Source organism: Mycobacterium xenopi (assembly GCF_009936235.1).
In the GTDB taxonomy this organism is placed as follows: domain Bacteria; phylum Actinomycetota; class Actinomycetes; order Mycobacteriales; family Mycobacteriaceae; genus Mycobacterium; species Mycobacterium xenopi.
Genome location: NZ_AP022314.1, coordinates 4182052 through 4200892 on the forward strand (window position 1 = coordinate 4182052; position 18841 = coordinate 4200892).

An 18841-nucleotide genomic window follows, 5' to 3' on the forward strand; every position below is an offset into this window, starting at 1 on the left:
TTTAGGCGGAGCCGCCGGCGAAGAACTGCAGGGCGGCGGTGTTGACGGCATCCGGCCGCTCGAGGAACCCCAGATGTCCGGCGTCGGGGATCTCCAGGTAGCGCCCGTTGGGTATGGCGTCGGCGACCTCGCGGCCCAGGTGCGGCGGTGTCACCAGGTCGTCGGCGAAACCGATCACCAGAACCGACGCGGTGATGGCCTGGTAGGCGGGCAGGCGGTTGTTCTTCGGCGACACTTCCAGTTGGCAGCGCGTTCCTGGGGTGGGCTTGCTCGGCCACATGGTGAACATGCTGATCCAGTCGGCGATCGCGGCCTCGTTGTTCAGGGTTTTGGGCGAAAAGCTCTCCAGCAGACGGATTTTCGCGTCGTAGGCGGCCGGCAGCTGGATGCCGGAGTCGTACAGCTCGGCCTCGGCGGTGTGGAAGAATTCGCGGACGTGGTCGAGCCGGCCGCGGGTGCCCATCAGCACGGCATGGCTGACCAGGTCGGGGCGGGCCAGCATCAGTTCCTGCGCGATGAAGGCGCCCATCGACGTGGCGACGATGCGTGCCGGGGCGGCGTCCAGCTTTTCGATGAGCGCCGCGGTGTCACCGACCATGGTCTGCGTGGTGAATCCCTCGGCGTTCTCGGTGGCACCCACCCCGCGGTTGTCGAACGTGATGGCGCGATAGCCGGCGGCCAGAAACGCCGGAACCTGATGCAGGTGCCAGGTGCGTCCGGCGCCGCCGTGGCCGGCGATGAACAGCACCGGCTCGCCGGACCCGCGGTCGTCGTAAGCAAGGTTGATCACTTAATGGACGGTACAAGGCGGCGCTTGCGCCGCGAGCGCACACCGTTGAGGGCGCGGTCCCACAGCAGCATCGTCGCGGCCCTGAGCTGCGCCGGTGTGGCCAGGTCCTTGGCCATCAACGCGGTGGCGGCCGCCTTGGTCGTCGGCGAGGCTTTGCACATGTGGCCGGAGTCGAACGGCGGCTGCGGGTCGTATTCCATGGCCAATTGGATGACCTTGGCGCGGCTTTCCCCGCCGACCTGCCCGGCCAGCCACAACGCCAGGTCGATACCCGCCGACACGCCGGCACAGGTGACGACGTCGCCTTCTTGCACTATGCGTTCGTTGTCAACGGGGATGGCGCCCAGCGCTTTCAACGCGCTCAGCGCCATCCAATGCGACGTGGCGCGCTTGCCGTGCAGCAGACCCGCCGACGCCAGGATGATGGACCCGGAGCACACCGAAGCCGTCCACGCCGCGGTCTGATGGGCGCGGCGCAGCCACTGCAGCAGCTTCTCGTCACGCGCGTGCTCCACTGTGGTCATTCCGCCGGGCACCAAAATGACTTCGGGAGAAGGTGTTTCGTCCAGCGAATGGGTGGCGCCGACGACCAGAACACCGGAGTCGGCGGTGATCGGGCCGGGCTCGTGCCAGACGAAACGCACCTCGGCCTTGGGCAGCCACCGCAACACTTCGTACGGGCCGATGAAATCCAGGGCGGTGAAGCCGGGATAGGTCACGATGGCGATCTGAGTCATGCGGTGCTCCTTAGGTTTTCACGCGAAGGTCTTGCGGTACTGGTCGGGGGATATGCCAACGCGCCGAACGAAGTTGCGCCGCATGCTTTCCGAGGTTCCAAAGCCGCACCGGGCAGCGATCGCCACGACGGTGTCGTCGGTTTCTTCGAGCTGCCGGCGCGCGGCTTCGATGCGGATGCGTTCAACGTAGGCACCGGGCGACTCACCGACTTCGTCGGTGAACAGGCGGGTGAAATGCCGCGGGCTCATGCCAGCCCGGCGGGCCAGCTCGGTGATGCTGTGCGCGGCGCCGGGCTCGGACTCGATCGCTTCCTGCACGCGGCGGATCGGTTCACGTTTGGCGCGGGGCATCCACACCGGGGCGGCGAACTGGGTTTGCCCGCCCGGGCGGCGCAGGTACAGCACCAGCCAGCGGGCCACCGTCTGGGCCACGTCGGTGCCGTGGTCGTCTTCGACCAGCGACAGCGCAAGGTCGATGCCGGCGGTGACCCCGGCGGCGGTCCACGCCGTCGCCGAGCTGCGCACGAAGATCGGCTCTGGGTCGACGGTGATCGACGGGAACTCGCGCCGGAGCTGGTCGGCGTAGGCCCAGTGGGTGGTGGCGGTGCAGCCGTCGAGCAGCCCGGCCTGCGCGGCCAGGAAGGCGCCAGTGCAGACGCTGACGACGCGCCGAGCGCTGTGGGCGACGTCCCGGATCCAGGCGATGAGCTGCGGGTTCTCCCGCGCCGCGTGGACCCCGCGGCCGCCGGGCAGCACCACGGTGTCGACGGGCTGATGCGGGTCGGGCAGCCGGGCGGTGGCGAAGGTCAGGCCCATCGGGGTCGCCACCGGTTGCCCGTCGATGCATGCCAGCACCGGCTGGTAGCCGTCGCGGCCCTGCGCGGCAAGGCATGTGGAGGCCGCGGCGAACACCTCGAACGGCCCCACCACATCCAGTGCCTGGATGCCGGGGGAGCCGAGGACAACCACCGATCGCGACATGGATTCAGTGTTGGCCACGACCGACGTGGCGTCTACGACACGTAGCCCACAGATCAGGACAGCGCGAGCAATGGGTAGCAGGCCTTGACCCGGTCGATCCACCACTGCCGCCGCGAGGGTGGGGCCGCCAACGCCCGCAGCCGCGCTGGGTCCGGTGTGACGCGGGTGACCGGCAGGCAGCCGTCGACCGGGACGGCGGCATCGGCGACGTCGTCGGCGAACAGCCCGCCGGTGCCCAGCCCGCAGGCGTGATCCAACACCGGCAATGCGGCGGCAGCGCTGAGGCCGGCGGCGATCCCGACCGCCGAATCCAGCGCGCTGGAAACCACCACCGGGATGTCGATTTGCTCGGCGATCGCCAGAAGCGACGAAATGCCGCCCAGCGGAGCAACTTTGAGCACCGCCACATCGGCGGCGTGGGCGCGGACCACTTTGAGCGGGTCGTCGGCTTTGCGGATGCTTTCGTCGGCGGCGACGGGGACGTCAACCTGGCGCCGGAGCTCGGCGAGCTCCTCGACAGTGCGGCAGGGTTGTTCGAGGTATTCCAGCGGCCCGGTCGCGGTAAGCGCCTTGACGGCCTCGACGGCCTGCCCGACGGTCCAGCCACCGTTGGCGTCGACCCGCACCGTCGGGATCAGCGCGCGCACGGCCTCCACCCGGGCGACGTCGTCGTCGAGGGTCTGCCCCGGCTCAGCCACTTTGACCTTGGCGGTGCGCGCGCCCGGGAAGCGCGCCAGCACCTCGGGCACCTGCGCGGCGGGCACGGCAGGAACCGTGGCGTTGATCGGGATGCGGTCGCGTCGTGGCGGGGGTGGGGGCTGGTAGGCCGATTCGATCGCGGCGGCCAGCCAGTGGGCGGCCTCGGGATGCCCGTATTCGAGGAACGCGCCGAATTCCCCCCAGCCTTCCGGGCCGTCGATCAGCGCAAGCTCGCGGGTGGTGATGCCGCGGAAGCGAACCCGCATCGGCAGCGCGACGACATGCAGGCGGTCCAGGATGTCGTCAAGCGTCACTGGCCGTACACCTGCCGGCCCGCCAAAAACGTTGCACGCACGTCGAGGTCGGCAATGTCTTCGGCTGGCACCGTGCGCGGATCCGCCGACAGCACAACCAGATCCGCGTACTTGCCGACCTCCAACGAGCCGATCACGTCGTCGGCGAACAGCTGCCAGGCAGCGTCGATGGTCTGCGCGCGGATGGCCTGCTCGACGGTCAACCGCTCCTCGGGTGCCAGCACCCGGCCGCTGGGCGCGATCCTGGTGACGCCCACGCTGATGTTGCACAGCGGCTCCTCGGGTGTGATCGGCGGATCGTTGTGCAGGGAGATCCGCATGCCGGTGGCAACCGCGGAACCTGCTGGCATCCAACGGGATCCGCGTTCCGGACCAAACAGCCCGTCGACGATGATGTCGCCCCAGTAGTGGATCTGGTCGACGAAGATGCTGCAGGTGACGCCGAGCTCAGCGGCCCGTTGGAGTTGGTCGTTGCGGATGGCACCAACGTGTTCGAGCCGCAGCCGATGGTCGTCGCGCGGATGACGTTGCAGCGCTTGTTCGTAGACGTCGAGGATGGTGTCGATGCCGGCATCGCCCTGCACGTGGCAGGTCATCGGCCAGCCCAGCGGAAAGTAGGCGTCGACGATTTCGGTCAGCTGCTCGCGGGTGTAGTTGGCGTGCCCGCAAGAACCGGGCTCGACTCCGATGGTGCGGGTGGCGGCGGTGTCGAGGTACGGAAACGACAGATCGATGTTGCCGATCCACGGCGACCCGTCCACCCAGATCTTGATGCCGACCTGGCGCAGCATGTCGTCGCCCTCGCCGGGTTTGGCGTCGCTGCGCATCTGCGGGTTGGAGATCTCGTAGGTGCGCAGCCGCACGGTCAGCGCGTCGCGCAGCTGCTCGACCAGCGGCCGAAACGCCGGGTCGAAGGCCATCTCCGAGCAGGTGGTGAGCCCCGCGCGGTTGAGCCGGGCGCACTCGGCGAGCAGCATGGCCGGGTAGTCGCCGGGCTGAATCGCGGCGCTCAGCAGCGGGAACAACGCGCCGGTCTCCTCGGCGGTGCCGTCGAGTTCACCGTCGGCGTCGCGGCCGTGGCGGGCGCCCTTGGGGTCGGGGGTGTCGCGGGTCAGGCCGGCTTGGCGGGCGGCCGGCGAGTTGAAATACGCCTTGTGGCCCGAGTTGTGCAGGATCACCAGCGGGCCGTCCGGCGCGATGCCGTCGAGCCAGGCCAGCGTCGGCGCTGGAAGTCCGGGCTGCAGCAGCGGATCCCAGCCGCTGAGGTAGGCGCCCGCCGGTCCTCGTTTCCCGACTTCGCGGCGGATCGCGGCGACGACGTCGTCGGCGTCGCGCATCGTGACCGGCCGGATGTCGACGATCCGGTCGGACAACACGACGGCCTCCATCAACGGGTGACCATGTGCCTCAACGAATCCCGGCATGACACAGCCGTCGCCGATGTCGATGGTCTGGGTGCCCCGGCCAACGAGCCCGCTGACGTCGGATCGGTTGCCGACGGCGACGATGCGGCCGTCGGCCACGGCCAGCGCTTCGGCGGTGGGCCGCGCGTCGTCGACGGTCAGCACGGTGCCGGTGATCACGAGGTCGGCGGCGGCCATGACCGGCGATCCTACTGGCCTGCGATGAGAAATGGCGGCGCAGCGAGTCGATTGGGGTGAGCCGGTCCACATCACCGATGAGGAGTTGACGATGCGCTACATGATGATCATGCGGTCCAGCGCCGAAGCGCAGGAAGCCGCCAAAAACGTCCCGTTCGACGAGATCCTGACGGCGATGGGCCGCTACAACGAGTCGCTGATCGAAGCCGGGGTGCTGCTGGCCGGTGAGGGGCTGGCCGGACCGGAGGAAGGCTTCGTCGTCGACTTCAGCGCGCAGCCGCCGGCCGTGCGCGACGAGCCGTATCCCGGTGAGCTGTTCAACGGGTTCTGGATCATCGAGGTCTCGTCGAAAGAAGAAGCGCAGCGGTGGGCGACACGCTGTCCGGTTGGGCCGGGGGTGACGCTGGAGGTGCGCCGCGTGCCCGAGACCGAGGAGTTTCCGCAGGACAACGAGTACGTCCAGAAGGAAATCCAGTGGCGAGCCGCCGCCAACAAGTAGACGGGGCTGGGCGCGTTTTGTAACACGTTCTAGTCTTGCCTGCATGAGTGACGAGCTGCTGCGCAACCCCACCCACAACGGGCATCTGCTGGTCGGCGCGCTCAAGCGCCACCGAGACAAGCCGGTGCTGTTCCTCGGCGACACCACGCTGACCGGCGGCCAGATGGCCGACAAGATCAGCCAGTACATCCAGGCGTTCGAGGCGCTGGGGGCCGGTACCGGCGCCGCGGTCGGGCTACTGTCGCTGAACCGGCCGGAGGTGCTCATCATCATCGGCGCCGGGCAAACCCAGGGCTATCGGCGCACCGCCCTGCACCCGCTCGGCTCGCTCGACGACCATGCCTACGTGCTGGCCGACGCGGGAATCAGCTCGCTGATCATCGACCCCACCCCGATGTTCGTCGAGCGGGCGCTGGGGCTGCTGGAGCGGGTCGACTCGCTCAAGCAGATCCTCACCATCGGCCCGGTGCCGGATGCGTTGAAGCACGTGGCCGTCGACCTGTCCGCCGAGGCCGAGAAGTACCAGCCACAGCCGCTGGTGGCCGTCGACCTGCCCCCGGATCACATCATCGGGCTGACCTACACCGGCGGCACCACCGGCAAGCCCAAGGGCGTCATCGGCACCGCGCAGTGCATCAGCACCATGACCATGATCCAGCTCGCGGAATGGGAATGGCCCGAGCAGCCGCGGTTCTTGATGATCACCCCGTTGTCGCACGCGGGGGCGGCGTACTTCCTGCCGACGCTGGTCAAGGGCGGCCAAATGTACGTGCTGCCCAGGTTCGATCCCGCCGAGGTCCTGAAAACCATTGAGGAAAAACGGATTACGGCGACATTCGTGGTGCCGTCGATGCTGTACGCGCTGATGGACCACCCTGATTCGCATACCCGCGACCTGTCGTCGCTGGAGACCGTCTACTACGGGGCTTCGGCGATCAACCCGGTGCGGCTGGCCGAGGCGATCCGCCGGTTCGGGCCGATCTTCGCCCAGAACTACGGGCAGTCCGAGGCCCCGATGGCGATCACCTACCTCGGGAAGAAGGACCACGACGAAAAGCGGCTGACGTCGTGCGGTCGCCCGACCTTGTTTGCGCGGGTCGCGCTGCTGGATTTCGACGGCAAGCCGGTGCCGCAGGGCGAAGTCGGCGAAATCTGTGTCAGCGGACCGCTTCTGGCGGGCGGCTACTGGAACCTGCCCGACGCCACCGCCGAAACGTTCCGCGACGGCTGGCTGCACACCGGCGACATGGCTCGCGAGGACGAGGACGGGTTTTACTACATCGTCGACCGGGTCAAGGACATGATCGTCACCGGCGGGTTCAACGTGTTCCCCCGGGAGGTCGAAGACGTCGTCGCCGAACACCCGGCGGTCGCGCAGGTGTGCGTGGTCGGGGCACCGGACGAAAAGTGGGGCGAGGCCGTCACCGCGGTGGTGGTGCTGCGCCCCGACGCACCCCGCGACGACGCCGCGATCGCGACGATGACCGCCGAGATCCAGGCCGCGGTCAAGGAACGCAAGGGCTCGGTGCAGTCGCCCAAGCGGGTCGTCGTCGTCGACTCGCTGCCGGTCACGGCGTTGGGCAAACCGGACAAGAAAGCGGTGCGCGCGCAGTTTTGGCAAGGCGCCGAGCGGGCCGTCGGCTAGTTTGGTCGCTCCGAGTGTGACGCCGGCATCACACTCGCGTTCGCGCTTCACACCCGGGCACTACTGTGACAGGCATGCCCGCAAGCGATCGCATCCGGCCACCGTGGTGGCTCAAACCGATGAACAAGGTCTTCATCCAGATGTCGCGGCTGGGCCTGCGATTCGGCGGCGAAGGCCCGGTCGTGCTGACGGTTCGCGGCCGCACATCCGGGCGGCCGCGCTCGACGCCGGTCACCCCGATGACCGTCGATGGCCAGGAGTACGTCGTGGCGGGATTTCCCGGCGCCGACTGGGTGGAGAACGCCCGAGCCGCCGCCGAGGCGAAGATGACGCGCGGGCGCCGCCGCCAGCGGGTGCGGATGGTGGAGCTGTCGGCCGACGAAGCACGCCCGCTGTTGCGCGAATGGCCCAACCAGGTGCCCACCGGGGTGGGGTTCATGAAGCGCGCCGGGCTCGTCACTGACGGGCGGCCCGAGGAATTCGAAGCGCTCGCCGGACGCTGCGCGGTGTTTCGTGTCGAACCGTTGGAAGTCGAACAGCCTTGACCGACAACCCGTTTGATCCCGGTGTGTGGCGAGCTGTCGACGGGTTCGCCAACCTGACCGACATTACCTACCACCGTCACGTCACCGATCCCACCGTGCGGGTCGCGTTCAACCGGCCGGAGGTGCGCAACGCGTTTCGCCCGCACACCGTCGACGAGCTGTACCGGGCACTGGACCATGCCCGGATGTCACCTGACATCGGGGTGGTGCTGTTGACCGGCAACGGGCCGTCGCCGAAAGACGGCGGCTGGGCGTTTTGCTCCGGCGGCGATCAGCGCATTCGGGGCCGTAGCGGCTACCAGTACGCGTCGGGCGAGACCGCCGACACCATCGATACCGCGCGCGCTGGACGGCTGCACATCCTGGAGGTGCAGCGGCTCATCCGCTTCATGCCCAAGGTCGTCATCTGCCTGGTCAATGGCTGGGCGGCCGGCGGCGGGCACAGCCTGCATGTGGTGTGCGACCTCACCTTGGCCAGCCGCGAGCACGCCCGGTTCAAACAGACCGATGCCGACGTGGGCAGCTTCGACGGCGGTTACGGCAGCGCGTATCTGGCGCGCCAGGTGGGCCAGAAGTTCGCCCGGGAAATCTTCTTTCTGGGCCGCGCCTACACCGCCGACCAGATGCATGCGATGGGCGCGGTCAACGCGGTGGTCGACCACGCCGAGCTGGAGTCGGTCGGCCTGCAATGGGCAGCGGAGATCAACGCGAAATCTCCTCAGGCGCAACGGATGTTGAAGTTCGCGTTTAACCTGCTCGACGACGGGCTGGTCGGCCAGCAGCTGTTTGCCGGGGAGGCAACGCGTTTGGCGTACATGACCGACGAGGCCATCGAAGGCCGCGACGCCTTCCTCGAGAAGCGCAAGCCGGATTGGAGCCGGTTCCCGCGCTATTTCTGAACACGGGATTCCGCGACGGTAGCTGCCGGATCGGCAGCTGAGCACCCCCACCTAGACTTCGGTTCATGAGCAAAAGTCCGATGCGCCGTCTCAGCGAGGCGTTCGCGCTGGCCAGCATGCGGCCACCCATCGCGCCGCAATTGTTGCCTACCCGCCCCGACGCCAAACCGGTCGACCTGCGCGGCAAACGCATCCTGCTGACCGGGGCATCGTCGGGCATCGGCGAGGCCGCGGCCGAGCGGTTCGGCCGGCACGGCGCCACCGTGGTCGCCGTCGCGCGCCGCAAGGAGTTACTTGACGCGGTGGTCGAGCGGATCACTGACCGAGGCGGGAGCGCGGTCGCGATCGCGGTCGATCTGTCCGACATGGACGCCGTCGACGCGCTGGTCGCCGATGTCGAGCAACGCCTCGGCGGGGTCGACATTCTGGTCAACAACGCGGGCCGGTCGATCCGGCGCCCGCTGGCCGAGTCGCTGGAGCGCTGGCACGACGTCGAACGGACCATGGTGATCAACTACTATTCGCCGCTGCGACTGATCCGCGGCATCGCACCCGGAATGCTCGCCCGCGGCGACGGCCACATCATCAACGTCGCGACCTGGGGTGTATTCAGCGAAGCGTCACCGCTTTTCTCGGTGTACAACGCGTCGAAGGCCGCGCTGTCAGCGGTGAGCCGGGTCATCGAAACCGAATGGGGCACAAAGGGAGTCCATTCGACGACGCTGTACTACCCGCTGGTGGCCACACCGATGATCGCACCGACCAAGGCCTACGACGGCATGCCTGCGTTGAGCCCGCGTGAAGCTGCGGAGTGGATGGTGACCGCAGCCCGGTTCCGGCCCATTCGGATCGCGCCGCGCATCGCCGTCGCCGCCCGAGCACTCGACACCGTCGGCCCACGCTGGGTCACCGCGCTGATGAAGCGGCAGCGCGTTCAGCCCGCTTCTTAGACCCGCACCGGCCGACACGTGGTAGACACGAAAGATGGAGATCCTGGCCAGCCGAATGTTGTTCCGGCCGACGGACTATCAGCGTTCGTTGAGCTTCTACCGCGACCAGATTGGCCTTGCGATCGCCCGCGAATACGGTTCGGGCACAGTGTTTTTCGCGGGCCAGTCGCTGCTGGAGTTGGCGGGCTATCCGACGTCGGAACGCTATCAGGGTCCGTTTCCCGGCGCATTGTGGCTGCAGGTGCGCGATGTCCGTGCCACCCAAGCCGAGCTGGAGAGCAGAGGTGTGCCGATCACGCGCGAGGCGCGCCGCGAGCCGTGGGGACTGCACGAAATGCATGTGACCGATCCCGACGGCATCACGCTGATCTTCGTGCAGGTACCCGGCGATCATCCGTTGCGCCGCGATACCCGCCGCGACCCGCTACGTGAACCAGAGGGGAACAGCTGACGACGAGTCGAAATACTTCTGCGATTCTTTCTGGGATTCCTTCGACAAACTTCAGGTTGGAACCGCAGAATTGGCGCCGTGATGCCCTGTGACTCTTGACTTATTCCTGTTGATCATCGTCGTCATCACTGCACTCGCCTTCGATTTCACCAACGGATTTCACGACACCGGCAACGCCATGGCCACGTCCATCGCCAGCGGGGCGCTGGCACCCAAGGCGGCGGTCGCACTGTCCGCGGCGCTGAACCTGGTCGGTGCATTCTTGTCGACGGCCGTGGCGGCGACGATCGCCAAGGGCCTGGTCGACTCCCACCTGGTGACGTTGGAACTGGTATTCGCCGGCTTGGTCGGCGGCATCGTCTGGAACTTGCTCACCTGGCTGCTGGGCATCCCGTCCAGTTCCTCGCATGCGCTGATCGGGGGCATCGTCGGCGCCATGATCGCCGCAGTCGGCGGCCACGGGGTGATCTGGAGCGGCCTGGTGTCCAAGGTGATCATCCCGGCGGTGGTGGCCGCGGTGCTGGCCACGCTGGTCGGCGCGGTCGGCACCTGGCTGGTCTACCGCGTCACCCGCGGTGTACCGGAACAGCGCAGCGAACAGGGCTTTCGCCGCGGCCAGATCGGCTCGGCGGCGCTGGTGTCGCTCGCCCACGGCACCAACGACGCGCAGAAGACGATGGGCGTGATCTTCTTGGCGTTGATGTCCTACGGCGCGGTCAGCAAGACGTCGACCCTGCCGCCGCTCTGGGTGATCGTGTGCTGTGCAGCGGCGATCGCGGCCGGCACCTACTTCGGTGGCTGGCGAATCATCCGGACCATGGGCAAGGGACTGGTCGAGATCAAGCCCCCGCAGGGCATGGCCGCCGAGTCGTCGTCTGCGGCCGTCATTCTGTTGTCCGCCAACTTCGGCTATGCACTGTCCACCACACAGGTCGCCACCGGATCGGTGCTGGGCAGCGGGGTCGGCAAACCCGGCGCCGAGGTGCGCTGGGGCGTAGCGGGCCGGATGATGACCGCCTGGCTGATCACGCTGCCGGCGGCCGGCACCGTCGGCGCAATCACCTACGGCGTCGTGCACGCCATCGGCGGCTACGCCGGCGTGACCGTCGGCTTCGCCCTGCTCGCGGCGATCTCGCTGGCGATCTGGCTGCAGGCCCGCAAGGTGCGCATCGACCACACCAACGTCAACCGCGAGTGGGAAGGCAGCCTGACGGCCGGGCTCGACGAGGCCGACGAACCCGCACCAACGCGTGCCGCGGCGACATTGACGGCAAGGGTGGCCAGCCCACCGGACGACGACACCGTCCCCGCACCCAGCGCTCCCGCCTCATGAGCACCTGGTTCAACTACGCCGCCACGTTGAAGATCCTGGTCTTCAGCCTGCTGGTTGGTGCCGGACTGCCGGCACTATTCGCGGGCGGGATCCGGCTGGGCGCCCTCGGCGCCGGTGCGAGCACCGACAGCCACGCCGTTGCCATCAGGCGCCCGATGGTGACGGTGCTCAGCTGGGCTATCTTCGCCCTGGTGCTGGCGGCGGTCGTGCTCGGCGTGCTGTTCATTGCACGCGAGTTCATCGCACACCACACCGGGTGGTTCATCCTCGGCGCTCCAAGGGCCCATGACGCCAAGTAGCATCGGGATCGTCGGGTACTTACCGCATTTGGCCGCCGCACACGCGAAAGTTGACGCACTGTGAACCGATTCCTCAGCTCGATTGTCGCCTGGCTGCGTGCCGGCTATCCCGACGGTATTCCCCCGACCGACTATTTCCCCGTGCTGGCCCTGCTGTCCCGGCGCCTCACCAACGACGAGGTCAAAGCCGTGGCCAGCGAGCTGATGCAGCGCGGCGATTTCGACCAGATCGACATCGGCGTGGCAATCACCCAGTTCACCGACCGGCTGCCGGCTCCCGAGGACATCGAGCGGGTGCGGGCCCGGTTGGCCGCCAAGGGCTGGCCGCTCGACGACGTCCGCGACGGTGAGGGCCGCGGATAGCCGTTCTGCGTGCAGTATCCGTTGCGCCGGGCTCCGCGGCGCGGTCACTGCTGCCCGCCCTCGAGGGCGTGATCAATCGCGGTGAACCCGCGCTGGTTCCGGTGCGGGCCGGTGACCCGTTGCCGGCCTTGCGGATAGGCGAAGAGATCGACGACGACATCGCGGTGGTGGTGACGACCTCGGGCACCACCGGTGCGCCCAAGGGTGCACAGCTGACGGCCGCCGCGCTGACCGCCAGCGCCAATGCCACTCACGCCCGTCTCGGCGGTCCGGGCCGCTGGCTGTTGGCGCTGCCTGCGTATCACATCGCCGGCGTGCAAGTGCTCGTGCGCAGTCTTCTGGCCGGCACTGTGCCCGTCGAACTGGACGTTTCCGCGGGTTTCGATATCGACGAGTTACCCAGCGCGGTAGAGAAATTGGGCGCTGGCCGGCGATACACAGCCTTGGTCGCTGCCCAGCTAAGCAAGGCGCTCACCAGTCCGGCTGCGACCGAGGCGCTCGCCGAATTCGACGCCGTGCTGATCGGCGGCGGGCCGGCGCCGCGACCGGTTCTGGATGCCGCTGCGGCGGCGGGTATTTCGATAGTGCGCACCTACGGGATGAGCGAGACCGCGGGCGGGTGTGTCTACGACGGCGTCCCACTCGACGGGGTTGGGCTGCGCATCGGCGCCGACGGGCGCATCGTGATCGGTGGTGCGACACTGGCTCGCGGTTATCGCAACCCCGTCGATCCCGACCCGTTCGCCGAGCCGGGCTGGTTCTACACCGATGACCTTGGTGCACTGGACGATTCGGGCAGGCTGAGTGTGCTGGGCCGAGCGGACGAGGCGATCAGCACCGGTGGGTTGACGGTCGTGCCGCAGCCGGTGGAGGCGGTGCTGTCGACGCACCCGGCGGTGCGCGACTGCGCGGTGTTCGGTGTCGACGACCCCCGGCTGGGTCAGCGCGTGGTAGCCGCGGTGGTGGTGCGGCGCGGTTGCGCCGCGCCGACGCTCGACGAGCTGCGGGCCCACGTCGCGCGCACCCTCGACGTCACCGCCGCGCCCCGCGAGCTGCACATCGTCGACGCGCTGCCGATGCGCGGAATCGGCAAGGTCGACCGGCAAGCGTTGGCCCGCCGGCTGGGTGGCGGCCAATAGGCTCGGCGGTCGTGAATGTCGGTCGCCGCGAGATGGTCGCGGCCGCGATCGGCCTGGTCCTGGTTGCGGCCGCGTTCGTGCTGCCCCGGGCGCATTGCGGGGTCGTCCCCCTGCGCCACTCGCCGCCAGAACGGTTCGCCACCCATGCCGGGGCGGCACCGATATCCGGCTGGTGGGAACCCCACATCGGCTGGGGTACCGGTCCGGCGGTTCTCATCGGGCTAGCCGCCGTCGTCTGGGGTCCGGTGGTGGCGCGGCGGCTGCGGTGGCGGGTGTTGCCGCTGGTGGCGTGGGCGACCGCCGGCGCATGGGCATTTGCGCTTGCCATGATCGACGGCTGGCAGCGCGGCTTCGCCGCCCGGTTGACCGACAAGAACGAATACCTGCGGCAGGTGCCGACCATCACCGACATCCCCGAGGCGCTTCGAACCTTTTCCAGCCGGATCCTCGACTTTCAGCCGAACTCCTGGATCACCCACGTGTCCGGGCATCCGCCCGGCGCGCTGCTGACGTTCGTGTGGCTAGACCGCCTCGGCTTGGGCGGCGGCGCCTGGGCGGGGCTGCTGTGCCTGCTGGCCGGGTCGAGCGCGGCGGCCGCGGTGACGATCGCGGTGCGGGCGGTGGCCGACGAGCCCACTGCGCGGTTGGTGGCCCCGTTCGTCGCGGTGGCGCCGACGGCAATCTGGATAGCGGTGTCCGCCGATGGGTACTTCGCCGGGGTCGCCGCGTGGGCTATTGCGTTGCTGGCGTTGGCGGTACGCGGTTTGGTTCGGTTTCCGGGCCTGGTCGCCGCCGGGGCTGGGCTGCTGTTCGGCTGGGCGCTGTTTCTCAATTACGGGTTGGCGCTGATGGCGCTCCCAGCGCTCGCGGTGCTGGCGTGCGCTGACGACTGGCGTCGCTCGCTGCGTGCACTGGGCCCGGTCGTTCTAGCCGCCGTCACGGTAATGATGGTGTTCGCGGGCGCGGGTTACTGGTGGTTCGACGGCTACACCCTCGTCCAGCAACGCTATTGGCAGGGCATCGCTCACGACCGGCCGTTCCAGTATTGGGGCTGGGCTAATCTGGCCGAGGTGGTGTGTGCGATCGGGCTGGGCAGCGTCGCGGGCCTTGGCCGACTGTTCGACCGCGACGCCATCCGGCAGCGCTCAGGTTTGCACCTGCTGCTGCTGGCCATGGTGACAGCTATTGTGTGCGCTGACTTGAGCATGCTGAGCAAGGCTGAAACTGAACGGATTTGGCTGCCGTTCACGGTGTGGCTGACTGCGGCGCCGGCCCTGCTGCCGGCACGATCGCATCGGTTATGGTTGGCGCTCAACGTCGTCGGGGCACTGGTGCTAAATAGCATCATCTTCACGAATTGGTGACCAGGCTTCAGAGCCCTGCCGCGCGGGTGGCTTGGCTGAAACGACTGGCCGGTGCGCAAGCGTCGCGGACGGCAGCGACATCGTCGACGATGTCGAAGTCGGCTAGCTCTTGGACGAGCGTTACGCCAATACCGTTGCGCCGCAGGGACTTCAAGGTCAGCACACCGGTGTCGGCTTGCGACATCGGCACCCCGCGCAGACAGCCGGCCATTGCCGGTGTGCGCACACCAAGCACCCACCAGCCGCCGTCGCGAGCCAATCCGAGCACTGCCGGTGTCTCGCACAGGCATCGCCCGCATGCCGCTAGCAGCTCGCCCGTCACTTGGGGGGTGTCCATCCCGATTTGCAGCACCGGATAGCCGTCAGCCGCATCGGCGTGCGCGTTGGCGAGCCGGTCAGCGAAGCTGTTGCCGCGCTGGGCGATCACCGTGAACGAGTCGATCCGTTGCCGGATCTCGGCGGCGTGGGCCGCGCGGTCGAGCTCGCCGGCGAGTGCCAGCACCCGCGCGGCTACCGGTGCGGAAGCGACGGCGTCGAGGGTGTCGAGCAGCGCTGCCGCGGCGATTTCGGCGGCGACTCGGTCCCCCACGGCGGCGGCCAGCCGGGTCTTGGCCCGGCCGGGCACCGGCGCCTTGGCCACCACCAGCACGGTCACCGGCACGACGTTCACGAGATCGCCTTCCAGAAGTCCAGGATCGCGATGACACTGCCGCGCAGCGAACCGCTGACCTTGGACTCGCCCGCGATGCGCGGGCCGTAGGCGACGTCATGTTCGACGACACGCCAACCGGCCGCCGCCGCGCGCACCAGCAACTCGAGCGGATAGCCCGACCGGCGGTCTTGGACGCCCAGCTTCACCAACGCGTCACGCCGCGCGACCCGCATCGGCGCGATGTCGTGCACCAGCAAACCGTGGCGGGTGCGCAACCACCAGCTCATCACCACCGTGCCCAGCCGGGCGACCCACGGCCAGTGCAGGCCGGGCACCGGCCGTCGTCGCCCGATGGCCAGGTCGGCGCCGGCCTCGACCTCTGCAACCAGCCGGGGCAGCTCACCCGGATCCAGCGAACCGTCGGCGTCGATCACGGCGACGATCGGCGTCGTGGCCGCCACCACCCCGGCGTGCACCGCCGAGCCATAGCCGGGGCGCGGTTCGGTCACCACCCTGGCGCCGTGGCGGAGGGCCACTTCGACGGTGTCATCGGTGCTGTTGTTGTCGACGACCAGCACCTGATAGCCGTCCGGAATGGCCGCCAGCACCGCGGGCAGCGACTCCGCCTCGTTGAGGCAGGGCAGCACCACCGTGACCGCACCGTCGGACATGCCCTTCGACAGTAGGGCAGCACGGTCGGGCAATCGGGCACTTTCGAGCTGGCGGGTAAGACCAGCGCCACTCAGTGGTCGCTGGCCCGCAGAACAGGTGGCGGCGGTTACGATCGACCGGCCGATGGCAGGTAAAGGTGTGGAGCAGCGGGTCAGGCGGATAGCCGAGGCTGCGCTTGGCGAACAGCGGTTCGTCAGCGCGCTCGATGTGCTGCTGGGGCTCGGCTGGCTCACACCGTCGCACGTCCACCGGTGGCGTCAGGGTCGCTTGGAGTCGCTGGAGTCGGCGCTGCAGGTTAATCCAAACAAGGTCACCGCGGCGATGGCCGTGTTGCGGCGTTGGGCGCAAGAACGGGGGTTGCAGCCCTCCGAGACCGATTACGTTGCCCGCACCCGCGACCGGCGCCAGTTGCGGTTCAGCATCGACGGGGATTCCGACGTCGAAGTTGCCTACCGCACACACTGGGTTTCGCCCGGCCTATCGCAGCGCGCAGTCGAGCGGCAAAGCCGTGCACCGGATCTCGTCGTCATCTGGCCGCTCAAAGAATGGACGTGCACATCGTGTGGCGGCACCGGAGACTTCTTGATCATGGAGGATGCGGGACCGCTGTGTCTGGACTGCGCCGACCTCGGTCATCTGGAGTTCTTGCCGTCCGGTGATGCCACGCTGACCCGCCGGGCGAAGAAAGCCAGTCGGCTGTCTGCAGTTGTCGTGCGATGGAGTCGGTCACGCAAACGCTATGAGCGCCAAGGCATTCTGGCTGAACCAGATGCGATTGAGCGGGCCGAGCAGGACTGCCTATCTGACGCCGAGGTGCGCGCTCGTCGCATGGAGCGTGACCAGGCCCGTCGCGTCGCCGACGACGTGCGGTTTCAGGCAGCATTCGCTGCAGCCATCCGCGAGGTGTTTCCCGGCTGCCCGGTCAGCCGCGCCGAAGCGATCGCGAGCCATGCAGCACTGCGTCGCAGTGGCCGCGTCGGACGAAGCGCGGCCGGACGTGCCCTAGATCCCGATGCTGTACGGCTCGCGGTTGCGGCTTCGGTGCGGCACCTCGATACCGATTACGACGAACGGTTGATGTCGGGCATCGACCGAGAAACCGCTCGAGGCCAGGTATACGACCGCATCGAGGAGGTTTTGAACAGCTGGCGCGATACGCGGGGGATGCCGTGCGACTCCGACTAACATTCCCAAAGCCTCTAGAAGCCGCGGCCGAGTACGGTGCGGACTGGATGCATACGCGAATGCTGTTCCAGCGCAGCGCGTTTTGCGTGTCACCGCCCACCCGGACGGCAAGAAGAAGGAGCGGGTGCTGAGCATCAGGAGGTTGTCGGCGATTGGGCAGCGGTTCGAGCGCTCCCGTGTCGGCGAGGCGGTACTTAGCTGTGTGGTCGTGGTAGTGCTCATCACTGGCGTGGTGTGGAGCCTTCCCGATGCTGAGCTCAAGCGGCGGCTAGTGCCGGTGCTGGAGCCCGTCGCATCGGCGGCTGGTCTAGAGCAGAACTGGCGGATGTATGCCCCCGACCCGCTGGAGCGCCTGGAATTCGTCGAGGTGCGTGTGACCATGGCCGACGGGTCCCAGCGGGTGTGGACAAATCCGCGCGGTGATCGCGTGCTGGGTGCGTTTGCCTGGTATCGCTGGCAGAAGCTCAAAGAAAACCTCGTGCACCAGCCGGCCAGCCGAGTTGGCTTGGCGCATTGGGTTGTTCATCGATTCACCGGTCGCGGCGAGCGTGCTAGGCGAGTGCAGATGATTTTGCGTACCGAATCGCTGCCAGCGCCGGGCGCAACTGGTCCGCGCACTGCCGGTGAGGAAATCATCTACGACGAAATCTTGGCCGGCGAGCGATGACCGAGCCGGGAAGCCGTCAGCGGCCGTGGGCGGCCGCGGCGAATAGCTGGCGGGCGTTTTGGTTCCAGACGCAGCCTGCCTACACCGTGGGTCTGGTCCGGATGGCGTTCGGCGCGGTTGCGGTCGGCTGGACGGTCTCTTTGCGTCCGGATCTGTATGAGCTATTTGGCCCACGCGGGGTGCAGCCGCGGCAGCCGGGGGGAGGTTTTCAATGGGGGGTTTTCGCACTCTGGACCAGCGACCGCGCGCTACTTCTCGGGTGGGCGGTGCTGCTCGTTTCGTCGGTCTTGGTGACAATCGGTTGGCACAGCCGACTGGCCGCGCTGGTGGTGTTTGTGCTCATCGTGTCGTTCGAACACCGCAACCCGTGGGTGTGGAATTCCGGCGATATCGTTGTCCGCCTTGAGGCGTTGTTCCTTGCGTTGTCGCCGTGTGGTGCGGCGTTGTCGCTCGACCAGAAGCGCGCCGGTGCAACGTTCTGGTCGGCACAGCAACGCCCACAGTGGCCAGTGCGATTAATGCAATTGCAGCTGTCACTGATCTATCTGGCGTCGGTGCTGAGCAAGATCAACGGCAGCGCATGGCCGCAAGGCACGGCGGTCTCCTACGCCCTGCGCCTGCAAGACATGCTGCTGGTTCGGGCGCCGGACTGGCTTACCAATAGCGCGCTGCTGATGAACATCGCCACCTGGGGTTCGCTCGGCGTTGAGCTCTCCCTGGCGATCCTGGTGTGGAACCGCCGTTTGCGGCCATGGGTTTTGGCCGCGGGGGTGGTCATGCACACGTTGATCATGATCACCATCGCCGTTGGCTTTTTCACCCTGGCGATGTTCGTGCTCTATCTCGCATTTGTGCCGCCCGAGACCGTGCAGCGGCTTCCCCGCAACACCAAAGACGCCGTGACGAAGACGGTGGCGATGCTTACTCGCCGGCCACGAAGCAGTCGCCAATGGGGCGGCGAACGCGGAAGCGACGCCGCGGCAGAGGGTTGTCGCGAGGGCAGCTCTGCTGACCCGGCGTGATCATCGAAAGACTCTGGTAGACAACGGTTCTCGG

The 18841-nt window shown here is 67.8% G+C and carries 21 protein-coding genes; 14 read left to right on the forward strand and 7 right to left on the reverse strand.

The genetic code is table 11. From position 1 onward, the window contains the following. Window position 1 precedes the first annotated feature (1 nt). Genes MYXE_RS19990 through MYXE_RS20010 form a run of 5 tightly spaced genes read right to left on the reverse strand, consistent with a single transcriptional unit; the run spans window position 2 to window position 5122 of the window. Window positions 2-790, reverse strand: a complete 789-nt coding sequence (locus tag MYXE_RS19990; protein ID WP_085195239.1) for an alpha/beta fold hydrolase — start codon at window positions 788-790, stop codon at window positions 2-4. Then, complete coding sequence (locus tag MYXE_RS19995) at window positions 787-1527, reverse strand: DJ-1/PfpI family protein (RefSeq protein ID WP_003919617.1); 741 nt, start codon at window positions 1525-1527, stop codon at window positions 787-789. Before MYXE_RS19995 ends, MYXE_RS19990 begins: the two co-directional genes overlap by 4 nt. Before the next feature lie 18 nt (window positions 1528-1545). Then, window positions 1546-2508, reverse strand: a complete 963-nt coding sequence (locus MYXE_RS20000) for a GlxA family transcriptional regulator (RefSeq protein ID WP_085195297.1) — start codon at window positions 2506-2508, stop codon at window positions 1546-1548. Between the two features lie 53 nt (window positions 2509-2561). After that, complete coding sequence (locus tag MYXE_RS20005; protein ID WP_232061874.1) at window positions 2562-3473, reverse strand: o-succinylbenzoate synthase; 912 nt, start codon at window positions 3471-3473, stop codon at window positions 2562-2564. A 44-nt stretch (window positions 3474-3517) separates the two neighbouring features. After that, on the reverse strand, window positions 3518-5122 hold the full coding sequence (locus MYXE_RS20010; RefSeq protein WP_085195235.1) for an amidohydrolase: 1605 nt from the start codon (window positions 5120-5122) through the stop codon (window positions 3518-3520). 91 nt (window positions 5123-5213) lie between these two features. Between MYXE_RS20010 and MYXE_RS20015 the strand changes: the two genes are divergently transcribed. The 11 genes from MYXE_RS20015 (at window position 5214) to MYXE_RS20065 (ending at window position 14609) form a co-directional block, all read left to right on the forward strand. Continuing rightward, window positions 5214-5621 carry a YciI family protein gene (locus MYXE_RS20015; protein WP_085195295.1) on the forward strand — a complete coding sequence of 136 codons (408 nt, stop codon included), beginning with the start codon at window positions 5214-5216 and terminating at the stop codon, window positions 5619-5621. Window positions 5622-5664: 43 nt separating this feature from the next. Continuing rightward, entirely contained in the window at window positions 5665-7266 is a 1602-nt protein-coding gene (gene fadD8 / locus MYXE_RS20020) for a fatty-acid--CoA ligase FadD8 (RefSeq protein ID WP_085195233.1), read from the forward strand. 74 nt (window positions 7267-7340) lie between these two features. Beyond that, a complete protein-coding gene (locus MYXE_RS20025) occupies window positions 7341-7811 on the forward strand; it encodes a nitroreductase family deazaflavin-dependent oxidoreductase (RefSeq protein WP_085195292.1) in 471 nt (156 codons plus the stop codon). Beyond that, entirely contained in the window at window positions 7808-8710 is a 903-nt protein-coding gene (locus tag MYXE_RS20030; protein WP_085195231.1) for a 1,4-dihydroxy-2-naphthoyl-CoA synthase, read from the forward strand. Before MYXE_RS20025 ends, MYXE_RS20030 begins: the two co-directional genes overlap by 4 nt. A 65-nt stretch (window positions 8711-8775) precedes the next feature. Next, window positions 8776-9660, forward strand: a complete 885-nt coding sequence (locus tag MYXE_RS20035; protein WP_085195229.1) for an SDR family oxidoreductase — start codon at window positions 8776-8778, stop codon at window positions 9658-9660. A 34-nt stretch (window positions 9661-9694) separates the two neighbouring features. Then, entirely contained in the window at window positions 9695-10111 is a 417-nt protein-coding gene (locus MYXE_RS20040; RefSeq protein WP_085195227.1) for a VOC family protein, read from the forward strand. A gap of 88 nt (window positions 10112-10199) precedes the next feature. Further along, entirely contained in the window at window positions 10200-11444 is a 1245-nt protein-coding gene (locus MYXE_RS20045) for an inorganic phosphate transporter (protein WP_085195225.1), read from the forward strand. Further along, entirely contained in the window at window positions 11441-11743 is a 303-nt protein-coding gene (locus MYXE_RS20050) for a hypothetical protein (protein ID WP_085195223.1), read from the forward strand. The genes MYXE_RS20045 and MYXE_RS20050 overlap by 4 nt, the downstream gene beginning before the upstream one ends. 60 nt (window positions 11744-11803) lie before the next feature. Next, complete coding sequence (locus tag MYXE_RS20055; protein ID WP_003919629.1) at window positions 11804-12106, forward strand: DUF3349 domain-containing protein; 303 nt, start codon at window positions 11804-11806, stop codon at window positions 12104-12106. A 68-nt stretch (window positions 12107-12174) separates the two neighbouring features. Next, on the forward strand, window positions 12175-13245 hold the full coding sequence (gene menE, locus MYXE_RS20060; protein WP_232061662.1) for an o-succinylbenzoate--CoA ligase: 1071 nt from the start codon (window positions 12175-12177) through the stop codon (window positions 13243-13245). Window positions 13246-13256: 11 nt separating this feature from the next. Then, window positions 13257-14609 carry a hypothetical protein gene (locus MYXE_RS20065; protein ID WP_086009149.1) on the forward strand — a complete coding sequence of 451 codons (1353 nt, stop codon included), beginning with the start codon at window positions 13257-13259 and terminating at the stop codon, window positions 14607-14609. Between the two features lie 7 nt (window positions 14610-14616). Here the strand turns inward: MYXE_RS20065 and MYXE_RS20070 are convergent, their stop codons facing one another. Next, window positions 14617-15279, reverse strand: coding sequence for a TIGR04282 family arsenosugar biosynthesis glycosyltransferase (locus tag MYXE_RS20070; protein WP_003919632.1), 663 nt, complete (start codon window positions 15277-15279; stop codon window positions 14617-14619). After that, entirely contained in the window at window positions 15276-15932 is a 657-nt protein-coding gene (locus MYXE_RS20075) for a glycosyltransferase family 2 protein (RefSeq protein WP_085195219.1), read from the reverse strand. Before MYXE_RS20075 ends, MYXE_RS20070 begins: the two co-directional genes overlap by 4 nt. Window positions 15933-16056: 124 nt before the next feature. Between MYXE_RS20075 and MYXE_RS20080 the strand changes: the two genes are divergently transcribed. From MYXE_RS20080 to MYXE_RS20090, 3 genes are all read left to right on the forward strand, one after another. Continuing rightward, window positions 16057-17118, forward strand: a complete 1062-nt coding sequence (locus tag MYXE_RS20080; RefSeq protein ID WP_085195289.1) for a DUF2293 domain-containing protein — start codon at window positions 16057-16059, stop codon at window positions 17116-17118. A gap of 82 nt (window positions 17119-17200) precedes the next feature. Then, complete coding sequence (locus tag MYXE_RS20085; RefSeq protein ID WP_085195217.1) at window positions 17201-17785, forward strand: hypothetical protein; 585 nt, start codon at window positions 17201-17203, stop codon at window positions 17783-17785. Then, complete coding sequence (locus MYXE_RS20090) at window positions 17782-18807, forward strand: HTTM domain-containing protein (protein ID WP_085195215.1); 1026 nt, start codon at window positions 17782-17784, stop codon at window positions 18805-18807. The genes MYXE_RS20085 and MYXE_RS20090 overlap by 4 nt, the downstream gene beginning before the upstream one ends. Window positions 18808-18841 lie beyond the last annotated feature (34 nt).

What these genes read in the sequence shown, in the direction of transcription:
- MYXE_RS19995 (WP_003919617.1), bottom strand. Translation starts at nt 1,527, where the DNA reads ATGACTCAGATCGCCATCGTGACCTATCCCGGCTTCACCGCCCTGGAT.
- MYXE_RS20000 (WP_085195297.1), bottom strand. Translation starts at nt 2,508, where the DNA reads ATGTCGCGATCGGTGGTTGTCCTCGGCTCCCCCGGCATCCAGGCACTG.
- MYXE_RS20005 (WP_232061874.1), bottom strand. Translation starts at nt 3,473, where the DNA reads ATGCGGGTTCGCTTCCGCGGCATCACCACCCGCGAGCTTGCGCTGATC.
- MYXE_RS20010 (WP_085195235.1), bottom strand. Translation starts at nt 5,122, where the DNA reads ATGGCCGCCGCCGACCTCGTGATCACCGGCACCGTGCTGACCGTCGAC.
- MYXE_RS20015 (WP_085195295.1), top strand. Translation starts at nt 5,214, where the DNA reads ATGCGCTACATGATGATCATGCGGTCCAGCGCCGAAGCGCAGGAAGCC.
- fadD8 (WP_085195233.1), top strand. Translation starts at nt 5,665, where the DNA reads ATGAGTGACGAGCTGCTGCGCAACCCCACCCACAACGGGCATCTGCTG.
- MYXE_RS20025 (WP_085195292.1), top strand. Translation starts at nt 7,341, where the DNA reads ATGCCCGCAAGCGATCGCATCCGGCCACCGTGGTGGCTCAAACCGATG.
- MYXE_RS20035 (WP_085195229.1), top strand. Translation starts at nt 8,776, where the DNA reads ATGAGCAAAAGTCCGATGCGCCGTCTCAGCGAGGCGTTCGCGCTGGCC.
- MYXE_RS20040 (WP_085195227.1), top strand. Translation starts at nt 9,695, where the DNA reads ATGGAGATCCTGGCCAGCCGAATGTTGTTCCGGCCGACGGACTATCAG.
- MYXE_RS20050 (WP_085195223.1), top strand. Translation starts at nt 11,441, where the DNA reads ATGAGCACCTGGTTCAACTACGCCGCCACGTTGAAGATCCTGGTCTTC.
- MYXE_RS20075 (WP_085195219.1), bottom strand. Translation starts at nt 15,932, where the DNA reads ATGTCCGACGGTGCGGTCACGGTGGTGCTGCCCTGCCTCAACGAGGCG.
- MYXE_RS20080 (WP_085195289.1), top strand. Translation starts at nt 16,057, where the DNA reads ATGGCAGGTAAAGGTGTGGAGCAGCGGGTCAGGCGGATAGCCGAGGCT.
- MYXE_RS20090 (WP_085195215.1), top strand. Translation starts at nt 17,782, where the DNA reads ATGACCGAGCCGGGAAGCCGTCAGCGGCCGTGGGCGGCCGCGGCGAAT.